Origin of the sequence: Streptomyces mirabilis (assembly GCF_018310535.1) — a bacterium.
Lineage (GTDB): Bacteria > Actinomycetota > Actinomycetes > Streptomycetales > Streptomycetaceae > Streptomyces.
On sequence record NZ_CP074102.1, the window covers coordinates 6030318 to 6047262 of the forward strand.

The 16945-nt window shown below is 70.1% G+C and carries 16 protein-coding genes; 12 read left to right on the forward strand and 4 right to left on the reverse strand.

What is annotated here, in order from left to right; genetic code table 11:
- Positions 1-158: 158 nt before the first annotated feature.
- From SMIR_RS26500 to arfA, 5 genes are all read left to right on the forward strand, one after another.
- Positions 159-1547 carry an extracellular solute-binding protein gene (locus tag SMIR_RS26500; protein ID WP_168491177.1) on the forward strand — a complete coding sequence of 463 codons (1389 nt, stop codon included), beginning with the start codon at positions 159-161 and terminating at the stop codon, positions 1545-1547.
- On the forward strand, positions 1544-2494 hold the full coding sequence (locus SMIR_RS26505; RefSeq protein ID WP_168491175.1) for a carbohydrate ABC transporter permease: 951 nt from the start codon (positions 1544-1546) through the stop codon (positions 2492-2494). The genes SMIR_RS26500 and SMIR_RS26505 overlap by 4 nt, the downstream gene beginning before the upstream one ends.
- A complete protein-coding gene (locus tag SMIR_RS26510; protein WP_054233582.1) occupies positions 2491-3348 on the forward strand; it encodes a carbohydrate ABC transporter permease in 858 nt (285 codons plus the stop codon). The genes SMIR_RS26505 and SMIR_RS26510 overlap by 4 nt, the downstream gene beginning before the upstream one ends.
- 21 nt (positions 3349-3369) lie before the next feature.
- The gene (locus SMIR_RS26515; RefSeq protein ID WP_168491171.1) at positions 3370-4338 is read left to right on the forward strand and encodes an arabinan endo-1,5-alpha-L-arabinosidase; all 969 of its coding nucleotides are present in this window, start codon (positions 3370-3372) and stop codon (positions 4336-4338) included.
- 66 nt (positions 4339-4404) lie between these two features.
- Entirely contained in the window at positions 4405-5922 is a 1518-nt protein-coding gene (gene arfA / locus SMIR_RS26520; RefSeq protein WP_168491169.1) for an arabinosylfuranosidase ArfA, read from the forward strand.
- On the opposite strand, the gene SMIR_RS26525 is transcribed toward arfA, so the two are convergent.
- The gene (locus SMIR_RS26525) at positions 5919-8897 is read right to left on the reverse strand and encodes a beta-galactosidase (protein WP_212727470.1); all 2979 of its coding nucleotides are present in this window, start codon (positions 8895-8897) and stop codon (positions 5919-5921) included. The two genes, arfA and SMIR_RS26525, sit on opposite strands and share 4 nt — an antisense overlap.
- A gap of 287 nt (positions 8898-9184) precedes the next feature.
- On the opposite strand from SMIR_RS26525, the gene SMIR_RS26530 reads away from it, so the two are divergent.
- The gene (locus SMIR_RS26530; RefSeq protein WP_248002901.1) at positions 9185-9472 is read left to right on the forward strand and encodes a sulfite exporter TauE/SafE family protein; all 288 of its coding nucleotides are present in this window, start codon (positions 9185-9187) and stop codon (positions 9470-9472) included.
- Positions 9473-9651: 179 nt separating this feature from the next.
- On the opposite strand, the gene SMIR_RS26535 is transcribed toward SMIR_RS26530, so the two are convergent.
- Positions 9652-10359 carry a DUF4232 domain-containing protein gene (locus SMIR_RS26535; RefSeq protein WP_168491166.1) on the reverse strand — a complete coding sequence of 236 codons (708 nt, stop codon included), beginning with the start codon at positions 10357-10359 and terminating at the stop codon, positions 9652-9654.
- Positions 10360-10520: 161 nt separating this feature from the next.
- A complete protein-coding gene (locus SMIR_RS26540; protein ID WP_212727471.1) occupies positions 10521-11591 on the reverse strand; it encodes an alpha-hydroxy acid oxidase in 1071 nt (356 codons plus the stop codon).
- 109 nt (positions 11592-11700) lie between these two features.
- On the opposite strand from SMIR_RS26540, the gene SMIR_RS26545 reads away from it, so the two are divergent.
- Both SMIR_RS26545 and SMIR_RS26550 read left to right on the forward strand, forming a co-directional pair.
- Positions 11701-12213, forward strand: coding sequence for a DinB family protein (locus SMIR_RS26545; protein ID WP_168491165.1), 513 nt, complete (start codon positions 11701-11703; stop codon positions 12211-12213).
- Positions 12214-12217: 4 nt separating this feature from the next.
- Positions 12218-12610, forward strand: coding sequence for a VOC family protein (locus SMIR_RS26550; protein ID WP_168491164.1), 393 nt, complete (start codon positions 12218-12220; stop codon positions 12608-12610).
- Between the two features lie 13 nt (positions 12611-12623).
- Here the strand turns inward: SMIR_RS26550 and SMIR_RS26555 are convergent, their stop codons facing one another.
- On the reverse strand, positions 12624-13040 hold the full coding sequence (locus SMIR_RS26555) for a nuclear transport factor 2 family protein (RefSeq protein WP_168491163.1): 417 nt from the start codon (positions 13038-13040) through the stop codon (positions 12624-12626).
- Positions 13041-13213: 173 nt separating this feature from the next.
- Here SMIR_RS26555 and SMIR_RS26560 point away from each other — a divergent pair, with 173 nt between their 5' ends.
- From SMIR_RS26560 to SMIR_RS26575, 4 genes are all read left to right on the forward strand, one after another.
- Positions 13214-13792 (forward strand): hypothetical protein, encoded by a 579-nt coding sequence (locus SMIR_RS26560; protein ID WP_168491162.1) that lies wholly within the window; start codon positions 13214-13216, stop codon positions 13790-13792.
- A 37-nt stretch (positions 13793-13829) separates the two neighbouring features.
- Entirely contained in the window at positions 13830-14531 is a 702-nt protein-coding gene (locus tag SMIR_RS26565) for an alpha/beta fold hydrolase (RefSeq protein WP_248002900.1), read from the forward strand.
- Positions 14528-15910, forward strand: coding sequence for a carotenoid oxygenase family protein (locus tag SMIR_RS26570; RefSeq protein WP_212727472.1), 1383 nt, complete (start codon positions 14528-14530; stop codon positions 15908-15910). The genes SMIR_RS26565 and SMIR_RS26570 overlap by 4 nt, the downstream gene beginning before the upstream one ends.
- 75 nt (positions 15911-15985) lie before the next feature.
- Complete coding sequence (locus SMIR_RS26575; protein ID WP_168491157.1) at positions 15986-16924, forward strand: RNA polymerase sigma factor; 939 nt, start codon at positions 15986-15988, stop codon at positions 16922-16924.
- Positions 16925-16945 lie beyond the last annotated feature (21 nt).

The following is a 16945-nucleotide window of genomic DNA, read 5'->3' on the forward strand; positions in this document are numbered from 1 at the left end:
CCTCGTAGGTCCCCGTCCGGTCGTCGACCACCGGACGGGGACCTTCGATTTTTGTGCAAACCATTGACGAGAAAGCGCTTCCTATCTACGGTCCCGTTCGAAGTTACGAGCGATCACCGAAATTTCGAACAGCGAATCTCGAACAGTAAGGGCAGGGCATGGGACGACCTGACCTGAACGACGGGTATCCGAACCGTGGACACCTGAACCGCAGGAACGTTTTGGCCGCACTGGGCGGCCTGACCGTCGCCGGTAGCCTCGGCTTCGCCGCGCTCGGCACCGGCGCGGACGCGCTCGCCTCCAGCGCGCGCACCCGGGTCCGCTACTGGAACCTCTTCCAGGGCGGCGACGGCACCAACCAGGTCGCGATGGTGGACGCCTTCCGCAAGGAACATCCGGACATCGCGGTCAAGGACTCCACCCTGACCTGGGGCGGCCCCTACTACACCAAGCTCGCCATGGCCGCGGCCGGCAACCGCGCACCGGACCTCGCCGTCATGCACCAGGGCCGCGTCCCCGGATTCGCGCCCGGCCGCCTCCTGGACCCCTGGGACATCGACCTCCTGGCCAAGTACGGCGTGCGGGAGGCCGACTTCAACCCCGTGCTGTGGAAGCGCGGCATCGTCGGCGGCAAGCTCTACGCCCTGCCCCTCGACATCCACGTCCAGCTCTGCTTCTACCGCAAGGACGTCTGCAAGAAGGCCGGGCTGCTCGACGCCGACGGCCGGCTGCCGGCCGCCACGTCCACCGACGAGTGGTTCAGCATCCTCAAGGCGGCCAAGAAGCAGCTGAAGAACGGGCAGCAGACCCTCGGCCTGCACGCCAACGACCAGAACTTCGCCTGGTGGTTCTTCGTCGCCTTCTACCAGCAGCTCGGCGGCGGCTACTTCAACGACGACCAGACCGACGTCACCTTCGACACCGACAAGGCCACCGAGGTCCTGGAGTTCTTCCGCAAGCACGTGACCGACGGCTACGTCACCGTCGGCGAGGCCGACGGCGAGGCCTTCCTCGCCGGGTCACCGTTCACCTGGGAGGGCAACTGGTCGGTGCCGTACTTCAACGGCGAGAAGCTCGACTTCGGCGCCCAGCCGCTGCCCCCGGTGTTCGGGAGACCGGCCACCCACGCCGAGTCGCACTCCTTCATCCTGCCCCACCAGTCCGGCCGCGGCGGCGCCGCCGACGAGGGCGCCTACCGGCTCGCCGCCTACATGGTCACCCACGCCACCACCTGGGCCATCGGCGGCCATGTCCCCGCCTATCTGCCCACCTTCAAGGACCCCGCCTACCTCAAACTCAGCCCGCAAAGCGAGTACTCCAGGCCCGCCATGGAGCACCCGGCCACCGAACCGCACATCTGGTTCGCCGGTTCCACCGGCGTCCTCGCACAGCGCGTCGGCCCGGTCGTCGCCTCCTCCAACCTCGGCTCCGCGAAGCCGGCCGCCGCGGCCCGCCGTATGAAGTCCGTCCTGGAACAACTGCTCGCCATGAAGAACCCCATGGACGGCAGGACGGCCGCCCAGGAACTGAAGGGAGCCGGCGCATGAGCAGCGCCACGAGCACGGTCGCCGCCACCACCCTGCGCCCCCGCGCGACCACCGCCGCCGACTCCGCCCGGCTGCGCTGGAGCCGTCGCTTCCAGCACGGCGGCTGGTTCGTCGCTCCGTTCTTCGTCCTGTACGGGCTCTTCGTGCTGCTGCCGGTGGTCCGCGGCCTCTACCTCAGTTTCACCGACGCCAACATCTCCGGCGACCACACCAACTTCGTCGGCCTCGCCAACTACCGCGAGGCCCTCAAGGACGACCTGGTGTGGAACTCGCTGTGGCACAGCGTCCAGTTCACCCTGTACGTCGTCCCGTGCATCGTCGTCGTGGCCCTGCTGATGGCGCTGATCGCCCACCACACCGTGCACTTCAAGTGGCTGTGGCGGCTGTGCTTCTTCGCACCGTTCCTGCTGCCCTCGGCCGTCATCGGCAACCTGTGGTGGTGGCTGTTCCAGCCCACCAACGGCATGGTCAACCACGTCCTCGGCCTCACCACGCCCTGGCTCACCCAGAAGTCCACGGCCCTGCTCGCCGTCGTCGTCGCGACCCTGTGGTGGACGGTCGGGTTCTCCTTCCTCCTCTTCCTCGCCGCCCTGCAGAACATCCCCCAACACCTCTACGAGGCGGCCGAGCTGGACGGCGCGAACGCCTTCCAGCGCATGCTCCACATCACCGTGCCGAACCTGCGCAACATCACCGGCCTCGTCATCGCGCTGCAGATCCTGGCCTCGCTCCAGGTCTTCGACCAGGCGGTGGTCATGTACCAGTTCGGCCCGGGGCCGGAGGAATCGACCCGCACCTTCGTCCAGTACACCCTCGAACAGGGCTTCACGAGCTACCGCGTGGGCTACGCCTCCGCGATCTCCTTCGTCCTGTTCCTCATCATCGCCGCCGTCGCCCTCGGGCGGATGTGGCTGCTCCGCAGCCGAGAGGAGGGCATCTCCCGATGACCACGCCGTCTCCCACCCTCCGTAAGCCCCGCAGCACCTGGACGCCCGCGCAGATCGCCCTGACGGTCGTCGCCCTCGCCCTGTCCGTGATCTGGATGGCGCCGCTGGCGTGGGCCCTGTCCACCTCGCTCAAGACCCCGGCCGAATCGGTGGCCTCGCCGCACTGGATCCCCAAGGACTTCACCCTCGACTCCTGGCGGAAGGTCTTCGAGGCCGGCAACATCCCCAACTGGTTCGTGAACTCGCTGGTCGTGTCGGTCTGCGTCACCTTCATTGTGCTGCTGGTCGCCTCCCTCGCCGGATACGGCTTCGCCCGCACCGAGTTCCGCGGCAAGTCCGTCCTGATGGCCGTGACGATGGCGGGCCTGATGTTCTCCCCGGCGATCCTCGGCGTCCCGCTCTTCACCACCGTGCAGTCGCTCGGCATGGTCGACACCTACTGGGGCATGATCCTGCCGCAGTGCGCCCCCGCCGCGATGGTCTACATCCTCTACAAGTTCTTCCAGTCGCTGCCCCGCGAGCTGGAGGAGGCGGCGTTCATCGACGGCGCGGGCCGCTGGCGGATCTTCTTCACCCTCGTCCTGCCGCTCTCGAAGCCCTCGCTGTCGGCCGTCGGGATCTTCACCTTCATCGCCTCGTGGAACAACTTCCTGTGGCCCTACATGGTGACCAACAACCCCGACCTGATGACCATGCCGAACGGCATCGCCACCGTGCAGAACGCCTTCGGCATCGTCTGGCCACAGCTCATGGCGGGCGGCCTGATCGCGGGACTCCCGCTGATCGTCGTGTTCGTCTTCTTCCAGAGCCAGATCGTGCGGGGCGTGGCCCACACGGGTCTGGCCGGCCAGTAACAGCCACGAGGAGAATGTGAGTTGAAGCGCCACAGACTCGCCGCGCTGATCGCCGCGGCCACCATCGCCCTGCTCCCGTCCACCGCGTCGGCCGACGTCACCTACCCCGACCCCCTCCCGCTCACCGGCCAGCAGATCATCCACGACCCCACGGTCATCCACCTCAAGAACGGCCGCTACGTCGCCTACTCCACCGGCGGCGTCATCGGCGCCCGCCTCTCCACCGACCTCCGCCACTGGGACGACGCGGGCAACGCCTTCACCACGCCCCCGGCCTGGTGGTACGACTACAACTCCACCGCCGATCCCTGGGCCCCCGACCTGTCCTACCGCGACGGCCGGTACTGGCTCTACTACGCCGTCTCCTCCTGGGGCACCAACCACTCCGCGATAGGCGTGGCCACGTCGAAGACGGGCATGCCCGGCACCTGGACCGACCACGGAGCCGCGTTCACCTCGGGGACCACCGACGCCTGGAACGCCATCGACCCGGCGGTGATCCGGGCCGACGGCAAGCTGTGGATGGCGTTCGGCTCGTACTGGACGGGCATCCGCATGGTCGAACTGGACCCGAGCACCGGCAAGGCGATCGCAGACACGCCCGTGGAGCACCTGGCCACCCGCCCGGACGCCCCGTACGCGGTAGAGGGGCCGTACATCGTCGAACACGGCCGTTACTACTACCTCTTCGCCTCCTACGACGCCTGCTGCGCGGGCGTGAACTCCACCTACAAGATCCGGGTGGGCAGATCGACGTCGGTGACCGGCCCCTACGCGGACAGCACGGGCAAGCCGATGCTGGAGGGCGGCGGAGACCTGTTCCTGGCCGGACACGGCAGGTACATCGGCACCGGAGGCGAGTCGGTCTTCCACGACCGAGGCCAGGACTGGCTGGCGTACCACTACTACGACGCCGATGACTCGGGCACGCCCAAGCTGGGGCTGAACAGGCTCAGCTGGACCAAAGACGGCTGGCCCAGTTTGGGCTAGGGGCGCGGGGAACTGCGCGACCAGCCCCCGAACCCGCAGCCAAATCCGAACCCCCGAAAGGAAAACATGCGTACCGCCCGCTTCGCCCTGGACCCCGCCTTCACCGTCGGCGAGGTCAACCCCCGCCTCTTCGGCTCCTTTGTCGAACACCTCGGCCGCTGCGTCTACACCGGCATCTACGAACCCGACCACCCCACCGCCGACGCCGAAGGCCTCCGCACCGACGTACTGGAACTGGTCCGCGAACTGGGCGTCACCACCATCCGCTACCCCGGCGGCAACTTCGTCTCCGCCTACAACTGGGAGGACGGGGTGGGCCCCGCTGAGGAACGGCCCCGCCGCCTCGACCTCGCCTGGCGCTCCACCGAGACCAACCGCTTCGGCCTGTCCGAGTACATCGCGTTCCTGAAGAAGATCGGTCCCCAGGCCGAGCCGATGATGGCGATCAACCTCGGCACGCGCGGGGTCGCCGAGGCTCTGGAGCTCCAGGAGTACGCCAACCACCCAGGCGGGACGGCTCGTTCGGACCTGCGGGTGGCACACGGCGACAAGGAGCCGTTCGGCATCGGCCTGTGGTGTCTGGGCAACGAGATGGACGGGCCCTGGCAGACCGGCCACAAGACGGCGGAGGAGTACGGCCGTCTCGCCGCCGAGACCGCCCGCGCGATGCGCCAGATCGAGCCGGACCTCGAACTCGTCGCGTGCGGATCGTCGGGACAGAGCATGGACACGTTCGCCGCATGGGAGGCGACGGTGCTGGCGGAGACGTACGACCTCGTCGACCACATCTCCCTGCACGCCTACTACGAGGAGACCGACGGCGACCGAGACTCCTTCCTCGCCTCCGCCGTCGACACCGAGTCCTTCATCGAGAACGTGGTGGCGACCTGCGACCACGTGGGCGCCCGGCTGAAGTCCAAGAAGAAGATCAACCTCTCCTTCGACGAGTGGAACGTCTGGTACCAGAGCCGGCCGAACCCGCATCCGGTCGAGGACTGGCAGGAGGCCCCGCGCATCCTGGAGGACGTCTACACCGTCACGGACGCGGTCGTCTTCGGCTCCCTGCTGATCGCGCTGCTGCGGCACGCGGACCGGGTGACCGTCGCCTGTCTGGCCCAGCTCGTCAACGTCATCGCGCCGATCATGACGGAGCCGGGCGGCGCGGCCTGGCGGCAGACGACGTTCTTCCCGTTCGCGCAGGCGGCGAAGTACGGGCGCGGGGAGGTCCTCGACGTCCGCGCGGTGTCGCCGACGCACGAGACGAAGAAGTACGGCGAGGTCGACCTGCTGCACGCCACCGCCGTGCGTGCCGACGACGGCTCGGTCACCGTCTTCGCGGTCAACCGCAGCCAGACCGAGCCGCTGCCGCTCGAAGTAGCCCTGAACCGGCTGGGGTTGACGGCGGTCGTCGAGCACAGTGCGATCGCCGACGCCGACCCCGACGCCCGCAACACCCTTGAGGACCAGGAACGGGTCACCCCGCACCCCGTCGAGGGCACCACCCTCCAGGACGACGGCACCCTGACCACCGTCCTGGAGCCGCTGTCCTGGAACGTGATCCGGCTGAGCCAGGATCTGTCCTAGAGGGCGTGCGCGCGGCCGGGGGAGTCCACCGGTGCCACCGGTACCCCTCCGGCCGCGCTGCCCATCAGCGTCAGCTTCACCTCGCCCGGACCGGCCGGGGTGGTGCCGTCGGACAGTACGGCGAGGGCCAGGGTGTTGGCGCCCCGGGTGCGCAGGACACCGTTGGGCAGGACGAAGGTGTGTTGGGGGCCGACGTCGTTGATGTACTGGCCCATGTTCCAGCCGTTCAGGAAGATCTGGACTCGGTAGGCGCGGGCCGGGTCGTCGGTGAGGGTGAGCCCGATCGAGGCGTCCACGCCCCGGTCGACCGCCAGCCGGAACCCGGTGCGGTACCAGGCGACTCCCTGCCCGTGCGCCGCCCGCGGGAGGTCCACGACCTTCCAGCCGCTGTCGGCGAACTCCGGCAGATGCCAGCCCTGCCGTTCCCCGTACAGCCCGCCGTGGTTGAGCGGTCCCCGCACCGGGTCGGGCGCCGCCTGGCCCTGGATCCGCCAGGAGACGGCCGGGCTCGCCCCCGCGAACGTCACCGCCGTGAGGCCCCGCGCGGCCTTGTGCGTGTCCTTCGCCGCGCCGTCCTCGTCGTGCTGCATCCGGCGGACGAGGACGGAGAGGACATGCGGTCCGTTCGCATACCGCACGGGGAAGGTGGCCGTGGCCGCCCAAGTGCCTTGCCGGACCGTCGACTTGTCCGGCACCGGCATCCGGTGCGTGCCCAGCGGCTTCCCGTCCAGCCACGCCATCAGCAGCCCCTGTGTGCCCGTGACGTACGAGAGGGACACCGACTCGGCGACGCCCACGTCCGTGAAGCGCCCCCGGTACCAGACGTCTCCGTAGTGGAAGCCGTAGTCGTCGGCGAAGAGGACGGGCTGCCCGGCCGGTACGGGGGTGGTGCTGTACGAGGAGGTCCTGTCCGCGACCTTCCAGGCGGAGTCGTCGAACTCGGCCGCCGACTCGGGGTTCTCGGTGTGGAAGCGCCAGTTGCCCAGTTCGGGAAGGTGGACGGCCGCGACCCCCGGCAACCGCTGCTCGGCCCGCAGACTCCCGGAGGTGGTCGCCCGTGCGTTCAACGTGACCTGGTTCCACGCCACTTCACTCATCCCGCGCGGCCCCCACACCTCCAGGTCGGCCGCCTCGACCGTGTCCCCCGTGAGATGGACGGTCGTGTCGCGCAGGGCGGCGGTGCGCAGGAGCGCCGGGCCGTATGCGAGCACGGGCCCCGACGGGGTGTCGTAGCGCCACAGCCGTACGGACGTCTCGTCGTCGGCGAGCAACAGGAGGAGGGGGGCTTCCGTGCCGCCGCCCTCCACCAACACCCGGGTCAGACCGCCGAGTTCGGAGTCGACGCGCAGCGCGCCGGACGTGTACGCGTGGTCGGCCTTTCCCTCCAGCACGGTGACCGTGGGCTCGCTCGCGCACTCGAGGGCCGTCTGTGTCGGCTCCCCCTTCCGCCCCGTGAACACGGCGATGTCCTGCCGTCCGGCGGTGAGCCACAGCATCGGCTGGGCGTTGGAGTACCTCAGCGTCCGCCGCCCGAGCGGGAGACCGGTGGCGAGCAGCCGGGCGTCGAGGCCGGGGACCGGTACCGGAACGCTCACCCCGGCGAGGGGGACGGCGGCGAGGACGTCGTCGGTCCGGTCGTTGCGCAGGATGTGGAAGTGCGCCTTGGTGTCCGGGTTGACCAGGTGGTACGCCGTGATCCCGGCGTCCGCCCCCGACGCGCCGCCACGCGCGCCGACCTGGACGTCGGGTGCCCGGTCCAGCTTGGCGAGGTCGGGCACGGAGTGCAGGAGCTGCCCGAGCTGGTGCATCGGGACCAGCTTCGGGGTGGGCCTGCGGGCCTCGTCGAGGGCCGCCCCGTAGTCGTACGAGGTGTAGACGACCGGCGCGGGCAGCCAGCCCCAGGAGGTCCCCCCGAACGTCATGTAGACGTTGTGGATCTTGATGCCGTTGGCGAGGTTGGTGAGGTAGAAACGCCGCTCGTACGCCGCGTCACGCGTTCGCGCCGACTCCGCGTACCCCTTGCCGCCGAACTCCACCCCGCCCCACGGGTCGAACCAGCCGCCCCCGAACTCGGCCAGCAGCCCAGGGGTTTCGGGACTCGCCGTCGAACCGCCCTTCGTACCGCCGATGCCGTAGTAGCCCCAGTCGGGCGGCGGCGCGAAGGGCGACGGATAGCCGTCGAAGCCGTACAGATAACGGCCCGTCTCGCCGCCCGTGTCGAACGTTCCCGGCGCCCAGTACCCGTTGCGCCCCTTGTCGTTGTGGAAGAGCGGCACGTCGATGCCGTCGGCGCGGACCTTGGCGTAGAGATGGGCCATGTAGTCGAGCCCGCGGGGGCTGGTGACGTTGTTCGCGTACTCGTTCTCCAGCTGGTAGAGGACGATCGTGCCGCCGCCGTGGGTGTAGAGGTGCCGGGCCGCGATCCGGTTCACGGCGGTCAGCCACTCGTCGACGTACGACAGATAGGTCGGGTCGGAGGTGCGGGCGGTGCCCCGGGTGGCGGTCAGCCAGCCGGGGAAGCCGCCCGCGTCGACCTCGGCGTTGATGTACGGGCCGGGCCGCAGGATCACGTACAGGCCGGTCTCGGCGGCCGTGCGCAGGAACAGGTCGAGGTCGCGGACGCCGGTGAAGTCGTACTGTCCGGGCGCGGGGGAGTGGTAGTTCCAGGAGACGTAGACGCTGATGGTGTTGTAGCCGTGGGCGCGCAGCTTCTCCAGGACGTCCCGCCAGAGGGAGGGGCTCGGCAGCCGGAAGGGGTGGACCTCGCCGGACCACAGGACGACCCGCCTGCCGTCGACCAGCATCGAGTACGTGTCGAAGCCCACGGTGTGGCGAGTGCCGTCCGCGCCGGGCGGCTCCGGTGCCGGGCCGGTGGGGGCGGTCGCGTGGGCGGATGCGCCGTCGCTCCCGCTGAGCGTGAGGCCGAGCGCGGTGGTGCCGGCGAGTGCGCTGAAGGTACGTCTGCTCAACACCATGCGGGGCCTTTCGGGGACAGCGGTGGGGGTCCCCCTGTTCGAGCGAAGCCGAGAACTTGGGGGAGGGTGCGGCCATTGTCCACAGCGGTGCGCCCCACCAAGGCCGTATGAGGATCCCGGCGCGGGCGGATTACGCGGTACGGCCGGTACGGGCGGTATGGGGGTCACGCCGGCGTTGATCGCGTTCCTCATCCCGCCCTCAGGCTCTCCTCGGTTTCGGCGCCTACCGTCACCTCCCGTCATGGCCACCGAACCGGTGGGAAAGCAGGGAGGACGGAACGGACCCCATGCGCACGCTGATACTGCTCGCCCTCGCGGGCCTGGGCGCCCAGCTGGTCGACGGCAGCCTGGGGATGGCCTACGGCGTCACCTCGACGACGCTGCTGCTCGCCATGGGCACCAACCCGGCCGCGGCCTCGGCCACGGTCCACCTCTCCGAGATCGGCACCACGCTGATGTCCGGCGCCTCCCACTGGCGCTTCGGGAACGTGGACTGGAAGGTGGTCGCGAAGATCGGCGTGCCGGGCGCGGTCGGTTCCTTCCTCGGCGCGACGGCCCTGTCGAAACGCTCCTGAAGAGCGACTGGGTCGGCGCGCCGGGGACCGTCGGCGCCCTGGTCTACGCCCTCCTGTACGCGCTGTGGGCCGGGGCGCTGACGTACTCGATCCGCGCGTACCGGAGGGAGAAGACGCAGGAGCCGGTGGCGGAGGACCGGCAGCCGGTGGCGGCCTGAAGAACGGGCGGGGCGGGTGGGTCAGGAGGGCTTGGCCGCCGAGAGGGCGGTGACCGTCACCTTGTCGTCGCACTCGGCGATGACACCGTCCGTCAGCGCGACCTGGTGCGCCCCGGCACTCGGGACACCCACCACCAGCGTCGGGTAGCTCGCGGGCGTGGCTCCGGACTTGCAGTAGCCGTCGGCCTCGCCCTGGACCTGCACGAACGTCAGCTTCGTCCACGCCTTCCCGCCCGGCGCGACCTTCACCGTGGACGCGCCCCCGGTCGTGGTCACCTTGAGCGGACGGTTCTTCTCGGGGGAACCGTTGCCCGCTCCCGCCACGGTCGGATACCCCTGGACCGTGCACGCCTTGCCGGACACGTTGGTGAACTCGACGATCGCCGCGCCGGTCCCGGTACCGTCCGGCCGCACCGCGGCCTGGTACATGGACGCCTTGAGATCCGACAGGCCGCAGGCCTTCGCACCGGTGGACGGAGTCGTGGCGTGCGTCGGGGAGCCGGTCGTGGCGGATGTGGCGGATGTGGCGGATGTGGCGGGGGTGGAGGGCGTGGAGGGGGAAGTGGGGCTGGAGGTGGAAGTGGACGCCGCCGGCTTGACCGGAGCGCCCGACGGCGAAGAGCCCGCCCCCGCCGGGCTCCCGCCCGGCTGACACGCGGTCATGAGCAGGGTGGCCGCCGAAGCGGTCACCATGGCCGTCGCGACTCTGCGGATACCGATGCCGTACATGAAGTCCCCCGAAGTGGTTCAGGCGCCGGTCTCTCACCGACACTCGTCGCTTCAGAGCGCGTCATCGGCTTCCGGGGTTCACCTGCCGGGCTGTCTGTGACATGACGGTGACACAGCAGGTCCCACTGTGCATTTCGGGGCAGCCCGACCGACTCGCCGATTCAGGGCCTGTGCGGCGGTGAATGGGGGGCCGCCCACAGGAGGTCGCGGGTCAGTTCGAGGACGCTCGGTGTGCCGGTCAGGCTCATCGCCTCGACGAGTTCGTCGGTGAGGTCGTCGATCAGGCGGGTCACACCGGCGGCGCCGCGGACGGTCAGCGCCCACAGGACGGGCCGGCCGATGAACACGGCGCGGGCGCCGAGGGCGAGGGCGGCGAGGATGTGGGTGCCGCGGCGCAGCCCGCCGTCGGCGTAGACCTCGGCGCCCGTGCCCGCCACCGCGTCGACGACCTCAGGCAGGGCCCAGGCGGTGGGCACCAGCCCGTCCAGCTGCCGCCCGCCGTGGTTCGAGACGATGAGGCCGGACGCCCCCGCGGCCACCAGTTCCCGCGCGTCGTCGCCGCGCAGCACGCCCTTGACGACGATGGGGAGGCCGCGGGCCCGTTCGCGCAGCCAGCCGATGACGTCGAGGGTCAGATCGGGTGCGCGCTCGGCCGCCTCGGGCGAGGGAATCCCGGTGACGTTGCCGTACAGGTCCTCCGGTCCGATGAAATCGTCGACCTGTGTGCCACGTTTGCCCCGTGACCCGTTGACCGGCGTGTCGGCGGTCAGTACGACCGCCCGCGCCCCGGCGGCGAGGGCCCGCTCCAGCGCCTCGATGGTCAGTACGGGGTCCCGGGCCACGTACACCTGCACCCACCACGGGGCCCCGCTCGGCACCAGGTCCGCGAACGGCACCGCGGTGTTCGAGGTCACCGCCAGCAGCGATCCCGCCGCCGCGACGCCCCGCGCGGTGGCGGCCTCCCCGTCCGGGTGGGCCTTGCGCTGCAGGGTGCTGGGTGCGACGAGTACGGGTGTACGAACGGGCGTGCCCAGTACGGTCGTAGAGGCGTCGCACGTCGAGACGTCCCGCAACAGCCGTGCCCGGAAGCGGAACTGGTCCCAGGCCGAGGTCGCCTCCGCGACACTCATGCCGCGACCGGAGCCGCGCCGGAAGTACGCGTAGACGTCCTCCGGCAGCACCTCGGCGGCGCGCTCCTGAAGACCGTCCATCCAGCGACCGATGTCTGCCACCTGACATCCCTTCGTCGTACGGTACGACGAAGCAAGGGTGCCCCAGGCACCCGCCTCGGTGGTCTAATTCGCTCGACACCGAGGGCCGGGACGGTGATGCTGCACCCCTATGACGCGAACTGATACGCCCCCCGCGTGGGACGAGCGCACCCAGCTGACCACCTTCCTCGACTACGCCCGCGCCACCGCCCGCGCCAAGTGCGAGGGAGTCTCACCGGAGGGCGCGCGGCAGGCCCCGCTCCCCGGATCCCCGCTGATGACGCTGTGCGGGCTGATCAGCCACCTGCGCTGGGTCGAGCACTACTGGTTCCACGTGATGTTCCTCGGCGAGGAGGACGACGGGCCGATCGCGGCCGCGACGGAGGAGGATCCCGATCCGGAGATGCGGATCGCCGTCGAAGTGCCGTTGCCTCAACTCCTCGACGAGTACGAGGAGCAGAGCGCCCGGTACCGTCTCCTGGTCGCCGAGCACGACCTGGACACCAGGGCCAAACGTCCGTTCCGCGACGGCCGGTACATGGACCTCCGCTGGATCGTGCTCCACCTGATCGAGGAGACCGCTCGGCACAACGGCCACCTGGACATCGTCCGGGAACTGGTCGACGGCGAGAAGGGAGCCTGAAGCCATGGGCGAGTCGGCGGGGCTGAACCCGACCATCCGCACCCTCACGTTCGACTGCACCGGTGATCCATACGATCTCGGCCTGTTCTGGAGCGAGTTGCTCGGCCGTCCGCTGGACGACGACGACAAGCCGGGCGACCCGGAGGCGGTGCTGCGCGACCCGTCCGGCGGCCCGATGCTGCTTTTCGTGCGCGTCCCCGAGGGCAAGTCGGCCAAGAACCGCATCCACTTCGACCTTCAGCCGCAGGGCCGCACCCGCGCCCAGGAGGTCGCCCGCGCCCTCTCCCTCGGCGCCCGCCAGATCGCCGACCACACCCGCCCGGACGGCGGCGGCTGGGTCACCCTCACCGACCCCGAGGGCAACGAATTCTGCGTGGAGCGCGGGGAGTTGGGCTGAGCGCGCGATAGCGCTACGCGCCCGTCACCCCGTTCAACGGCACCCGCCGCGCCTCCACCCTCCGCCGCGCGATGCGCCATCCCCCGTCACGCCGCACCGCGACGTCCTCGTACGTCACCGATCCGCACCGGCCGTCCGCCATCACCCCCAGTCCTTTGGACCGCACCCGTGCGCGGCCGTCCCCGAGGTCGTCGGTGATGACGATGTTGGTGACGTGATGGGCGACGGCGTTCCCGGCGCCGAGGGCGAGGGCCGCGTCCCGGATCGCCTCGATCCCGACCAACTCGCCCTGTCCGAAGGCGGACACGTCGTAGACGACGTCCTCGGTGAACAGTTCCGTCAGTTCGTCGAGACGTCCGTCGTCGAAGAGGTGGCCGTGCAGGGAGACCAACTCGGCGATGGCCAGGCGGTCTTCGGTGGCGAGAGTCATGGCGGGGCCTTCCGTGTGCGTACGGTCGCGTGCGGGATGGAGGCGTGACGGGCGTCACACTTCCGGGTTCGAACTTTCGCGCTTGCCGTGCATCTAGTCGGTGTCGGGTCACCGGGTGGCTTCGGAACAGCACATCTCCGTAGCCGTCCATTCCATTTCACCGAGGAACTTTCATGGGTTATCTGCGCGGATTCGTCCCCTGGATCGTCGCCGGCGTCGTCTCGTCCTTCGACTGGCGCTGGGGCGCGATCGCGGGCCTTGTGTCGGGGCTGCTGCTCCTGCTGCAGGACCGCTTTCGCGGGGTCGGCCTCGACGCGCTGATCCTGGAGATCAGCACCGTCGCGTACTTCGTCGTGGTCGGCGCCGTGGCCGTCGCCGACCCGGGCTCGGCGCTGGCGGACCACACCGACGTCGTCTCCTTCGGCTGGCTGGCCGCCACCGCCTGGGGGACGCTGGCGATCCGGCGCCCCTTCACGCTGGGCATCGCCAAGCGCCAGACCCCGCCCGAGTACTGGGACATGCCGGAGTTCGTCCGGGTCAACAACCACATCACCAGTGCCTGGGGCGCCGGCTTCACCTTCATTGGCGTCAGCCTGGCCGTCTGCGGCGCGGTGGACGCCCCGGCCTGGGTGGGCATCGCCGCCCATGTCGCCGGTCTCGTCGGCCCCGCCGTCTTCACGAAGGTCTATCCCGCCCGGGCCCAGGCGCGCCTGCTGGCCGCCCAGGCGCCCGTCACGGCCGTACCCCGATAGACCATCCCCTCCCCGTACGAGAAGGAGCAAACACATCGTGACCACCACCCCGGAAGCAAAGAACGTCGTTCTCGTCCACGGCGGATTCGTCGACGGATCGGGCTGGAGGGGGGTCTACGACCTGCTGCGCGCGGACGGCTACGCCGTCAGCGTCGTCCAGAACCCCACGCTCTCGCTCGAAGGCGACGTCGCCACGACCAGGCGGGTACTCGACGCCCAGGACGGCCCGACCGTACTGGTCGGACACTCCTACGGCGGCGCGGTGATCTCCGAAGCGGGCAACCACGAGAAGGTGTCCGCACTCGTGTACGTCGCGGCGTTCGCACCCGACAAGGGCGAGTCCGTGAACACCCTCATCGCCGACCCGCCGCCCGGAGCTCCCGTCCCGCCGATCCTGCCTCCGAACGACGGGTTCCTCTTCCTCGACCGGGAGAAGTTCGCCGCGTCCTTCGCCGGTGACCTGCCCGCCGACGAGGCCCGGTTCCTGGCCGACTCCCAAGTCCCCTGGGGCCTGGACGCGTTGGGCGGGAGCGTCAGCCTCCCCGCCTGGCGCACCAAGCCGAGCTTCTACCTGGTCGCCGCCGACGACCGCATGATCCCGCCCCCGGCCCAGCGGGCCATGGCCGAGCGGGCGGGCGCGACGGTGAGCGAGACCGGCGGCAGCCACGCCGTCTACGTGTCCAAGCCCGGCGAGGTCGCCGCGCTCGTCAAGAAGGCCGCCGCAGGAGCGACCGCGTGACGAACGAGACAGCTCTTCCCTTGTATCTCCGGGGCCGCTTCGCCCCGGTGCCCAAGGAGCACAGCGCGGCCGACCTCACCGTGCGGGGCTCCCTGCCGCCCGACCTGGACGGCCGCTATCTGCGCAACGGCCCCAACCCGCGGCCCGGCCAGGACAACGGGCACTGGTTCACCGGTCCGGGCATGCTCCACGGCATCCGGCTGCGCAACGGACGCGCCGAGTGGTACCGCAACCGGTGGATCCGCACCCGGCAACTGGACGGGCACCCGTTCATCCGCGCGGACTTCACCGTCGACCTGGCCGCGACGCCCGCCAACACCCATGTGATCCGGCACGCCGACACCGTGCTGGCCCTGTGCGAGGTGGGGCTTGCCTACTGGGTCACCCCCGAGCTGGAGACCGTCGGACCGTACGACTTCGGCGGGCGGCTGACCACCGCGATGACGGCCCACCCCAAGGAGGACCCGGTCACGGGCGAACTGCACCTGTTCGGGGCCGGGTTCGCCCCGCCGTACCTCACCTATCACCGGGTCACCGCGGACGGACTGCTGCTCGACAGCCGGCCGGTCGACGTGCCGGGCCCGACGATGATGCACGACTTCGCCATCACCGAGCACCACATCGTGTGGATGGACCTTCCCGTCGTCTTCGACCCCGCCCTGGCCGGGCCCGGCGGCGGCATGCCCTACCGGTGGGACGAGGAGTACGGCGCGCGGCTCGGGGTCATGTCCCGTACGCCAAGCGGCAACGACGTGCGGTGGTACGACGTCGATCCCTGCTACGTCTTCCATGTGGGCAACGCCTACGAAGATGCGCGGGGGCGCATCGTGCTGGACGCGGTGCGCTACGACCACGCCGGCTTCCAGCACACCTGGTCGGACATCGGCGGTTCCACAGGGGCGAGCGGACCGGGCGGCCTGGTCGGTGTGAGGGAACCGGGCCACTCCCAGGCCTCCTCCGTCCTGCACCGCTGGACCCTGGACCCGGCCACCGGCCGCGCCTCGGAGTCCCAACTTGACGACCGTGACGCCGAGTTCCCCACGCACAACGAGACCCTCACCGGGCGCCCGAACCGCTACCTCTACACCGTCTCCGGTGACGGCATCGCCAAACACGACCTCACACGCCACACCAGTCACGTCTACGAGACGCCCGGCAGCCGCTACGCGGGCGAAGCGGTCTTCGTACCGGCGGCGGACGCCACCGGCGAGGACGAGGGGTGGCTCCTGTCGCTCGTCTCGAACGACGACGGCGAGGCCGGGGAACTGCTCGTCCTCGACGCCGCGGAGATGACCGTCCAGGCCGTGGTGGAACTGCCCCACCCCGTCCCGGCGGGGTTCCACGGAAGTTGGCTGCCGGAGCCCGTCCAGCGGCCCTGAACGGCAAGGGCCCCCACGACCCGATGCACGAGGTCTATCCTGCGCGCATCGCCATCGCGACGGAGGCGTTCGGACATGATGCCCCTCACCTCACCCACGGACGAGGAACTCACCCGCCGGGCGCAAGCCGGCGAGACCGGAGCCCTCGGGCTGCTGCTGGCTCGCCACCAGGCGCCGATGCGCGCGGTGGCGATGAGCCTGCTCGGCTACGGCCCCGATGCGGAGGACGCGGTGCAGGACGCCGCGCTGACCGCGCTGCGACGCATCGGGGACGTCCGGGATCCCGCGGCCGTGGGAGCCTGGCTGCGGGCGATCGTGCGCAACGCCGCCCGAATGCGGCTGCGTGTCGCCCGGGAGACGCCAGGACTGGACGGCCTCGACCACCTGCACCCGTGTGATCACGAGCCGTCGCACCCGGAGCGGGTCGTCGAGCAGCACGCGATGCGGGACTGGATCTGGGACGCGGTGGAGGAACTGCCCGAGCAGCTGCGGCTGGTGCTGATGCTGCGGCACTTCAGCGGCATCACCTCGTACCAGGAGATCGCCGCCGCCTGTGAGATACCGGTCGGCACGGTGCGCAGCCGGCTCAACCAGGCCAGGGCGAAGCTGGCCCAGGTGCTGTTGTCGACCGCCGCCCAGGCGCACGACGACGCTTCCGTTCTCACCGAGGAGAGCAGGCAGGAGGCCCTGGAGACCTTGCAGTGTGCCGCGCGTGGCAATCTGCCCCGGGAGATAGCCGAGCTGTGGCCGGCCGAGACCGAACTGGTCGGTGCGCTCAGCCGAACGGGAGAACGCACCCACCCCTTCCCGGCCATGCGGCAGAACCGGGAATCCGGGGTGCGCCAGCACCTGCGCCATGTGGTGGCCAGCCGGGACATCACCATCTGGGAGATGGACGTCATCAACCCCGTCGGCGCCGTCAGCCCCTGCCCGCCGACCCTCGCCTGGCTCATGTTCCGGCGGGACAGAAGAGTTCAACGACTACGGGTGGTCTTCCCCGAACCTCCGCGGTGAGCGTTGTTCCGGCGGGGACGG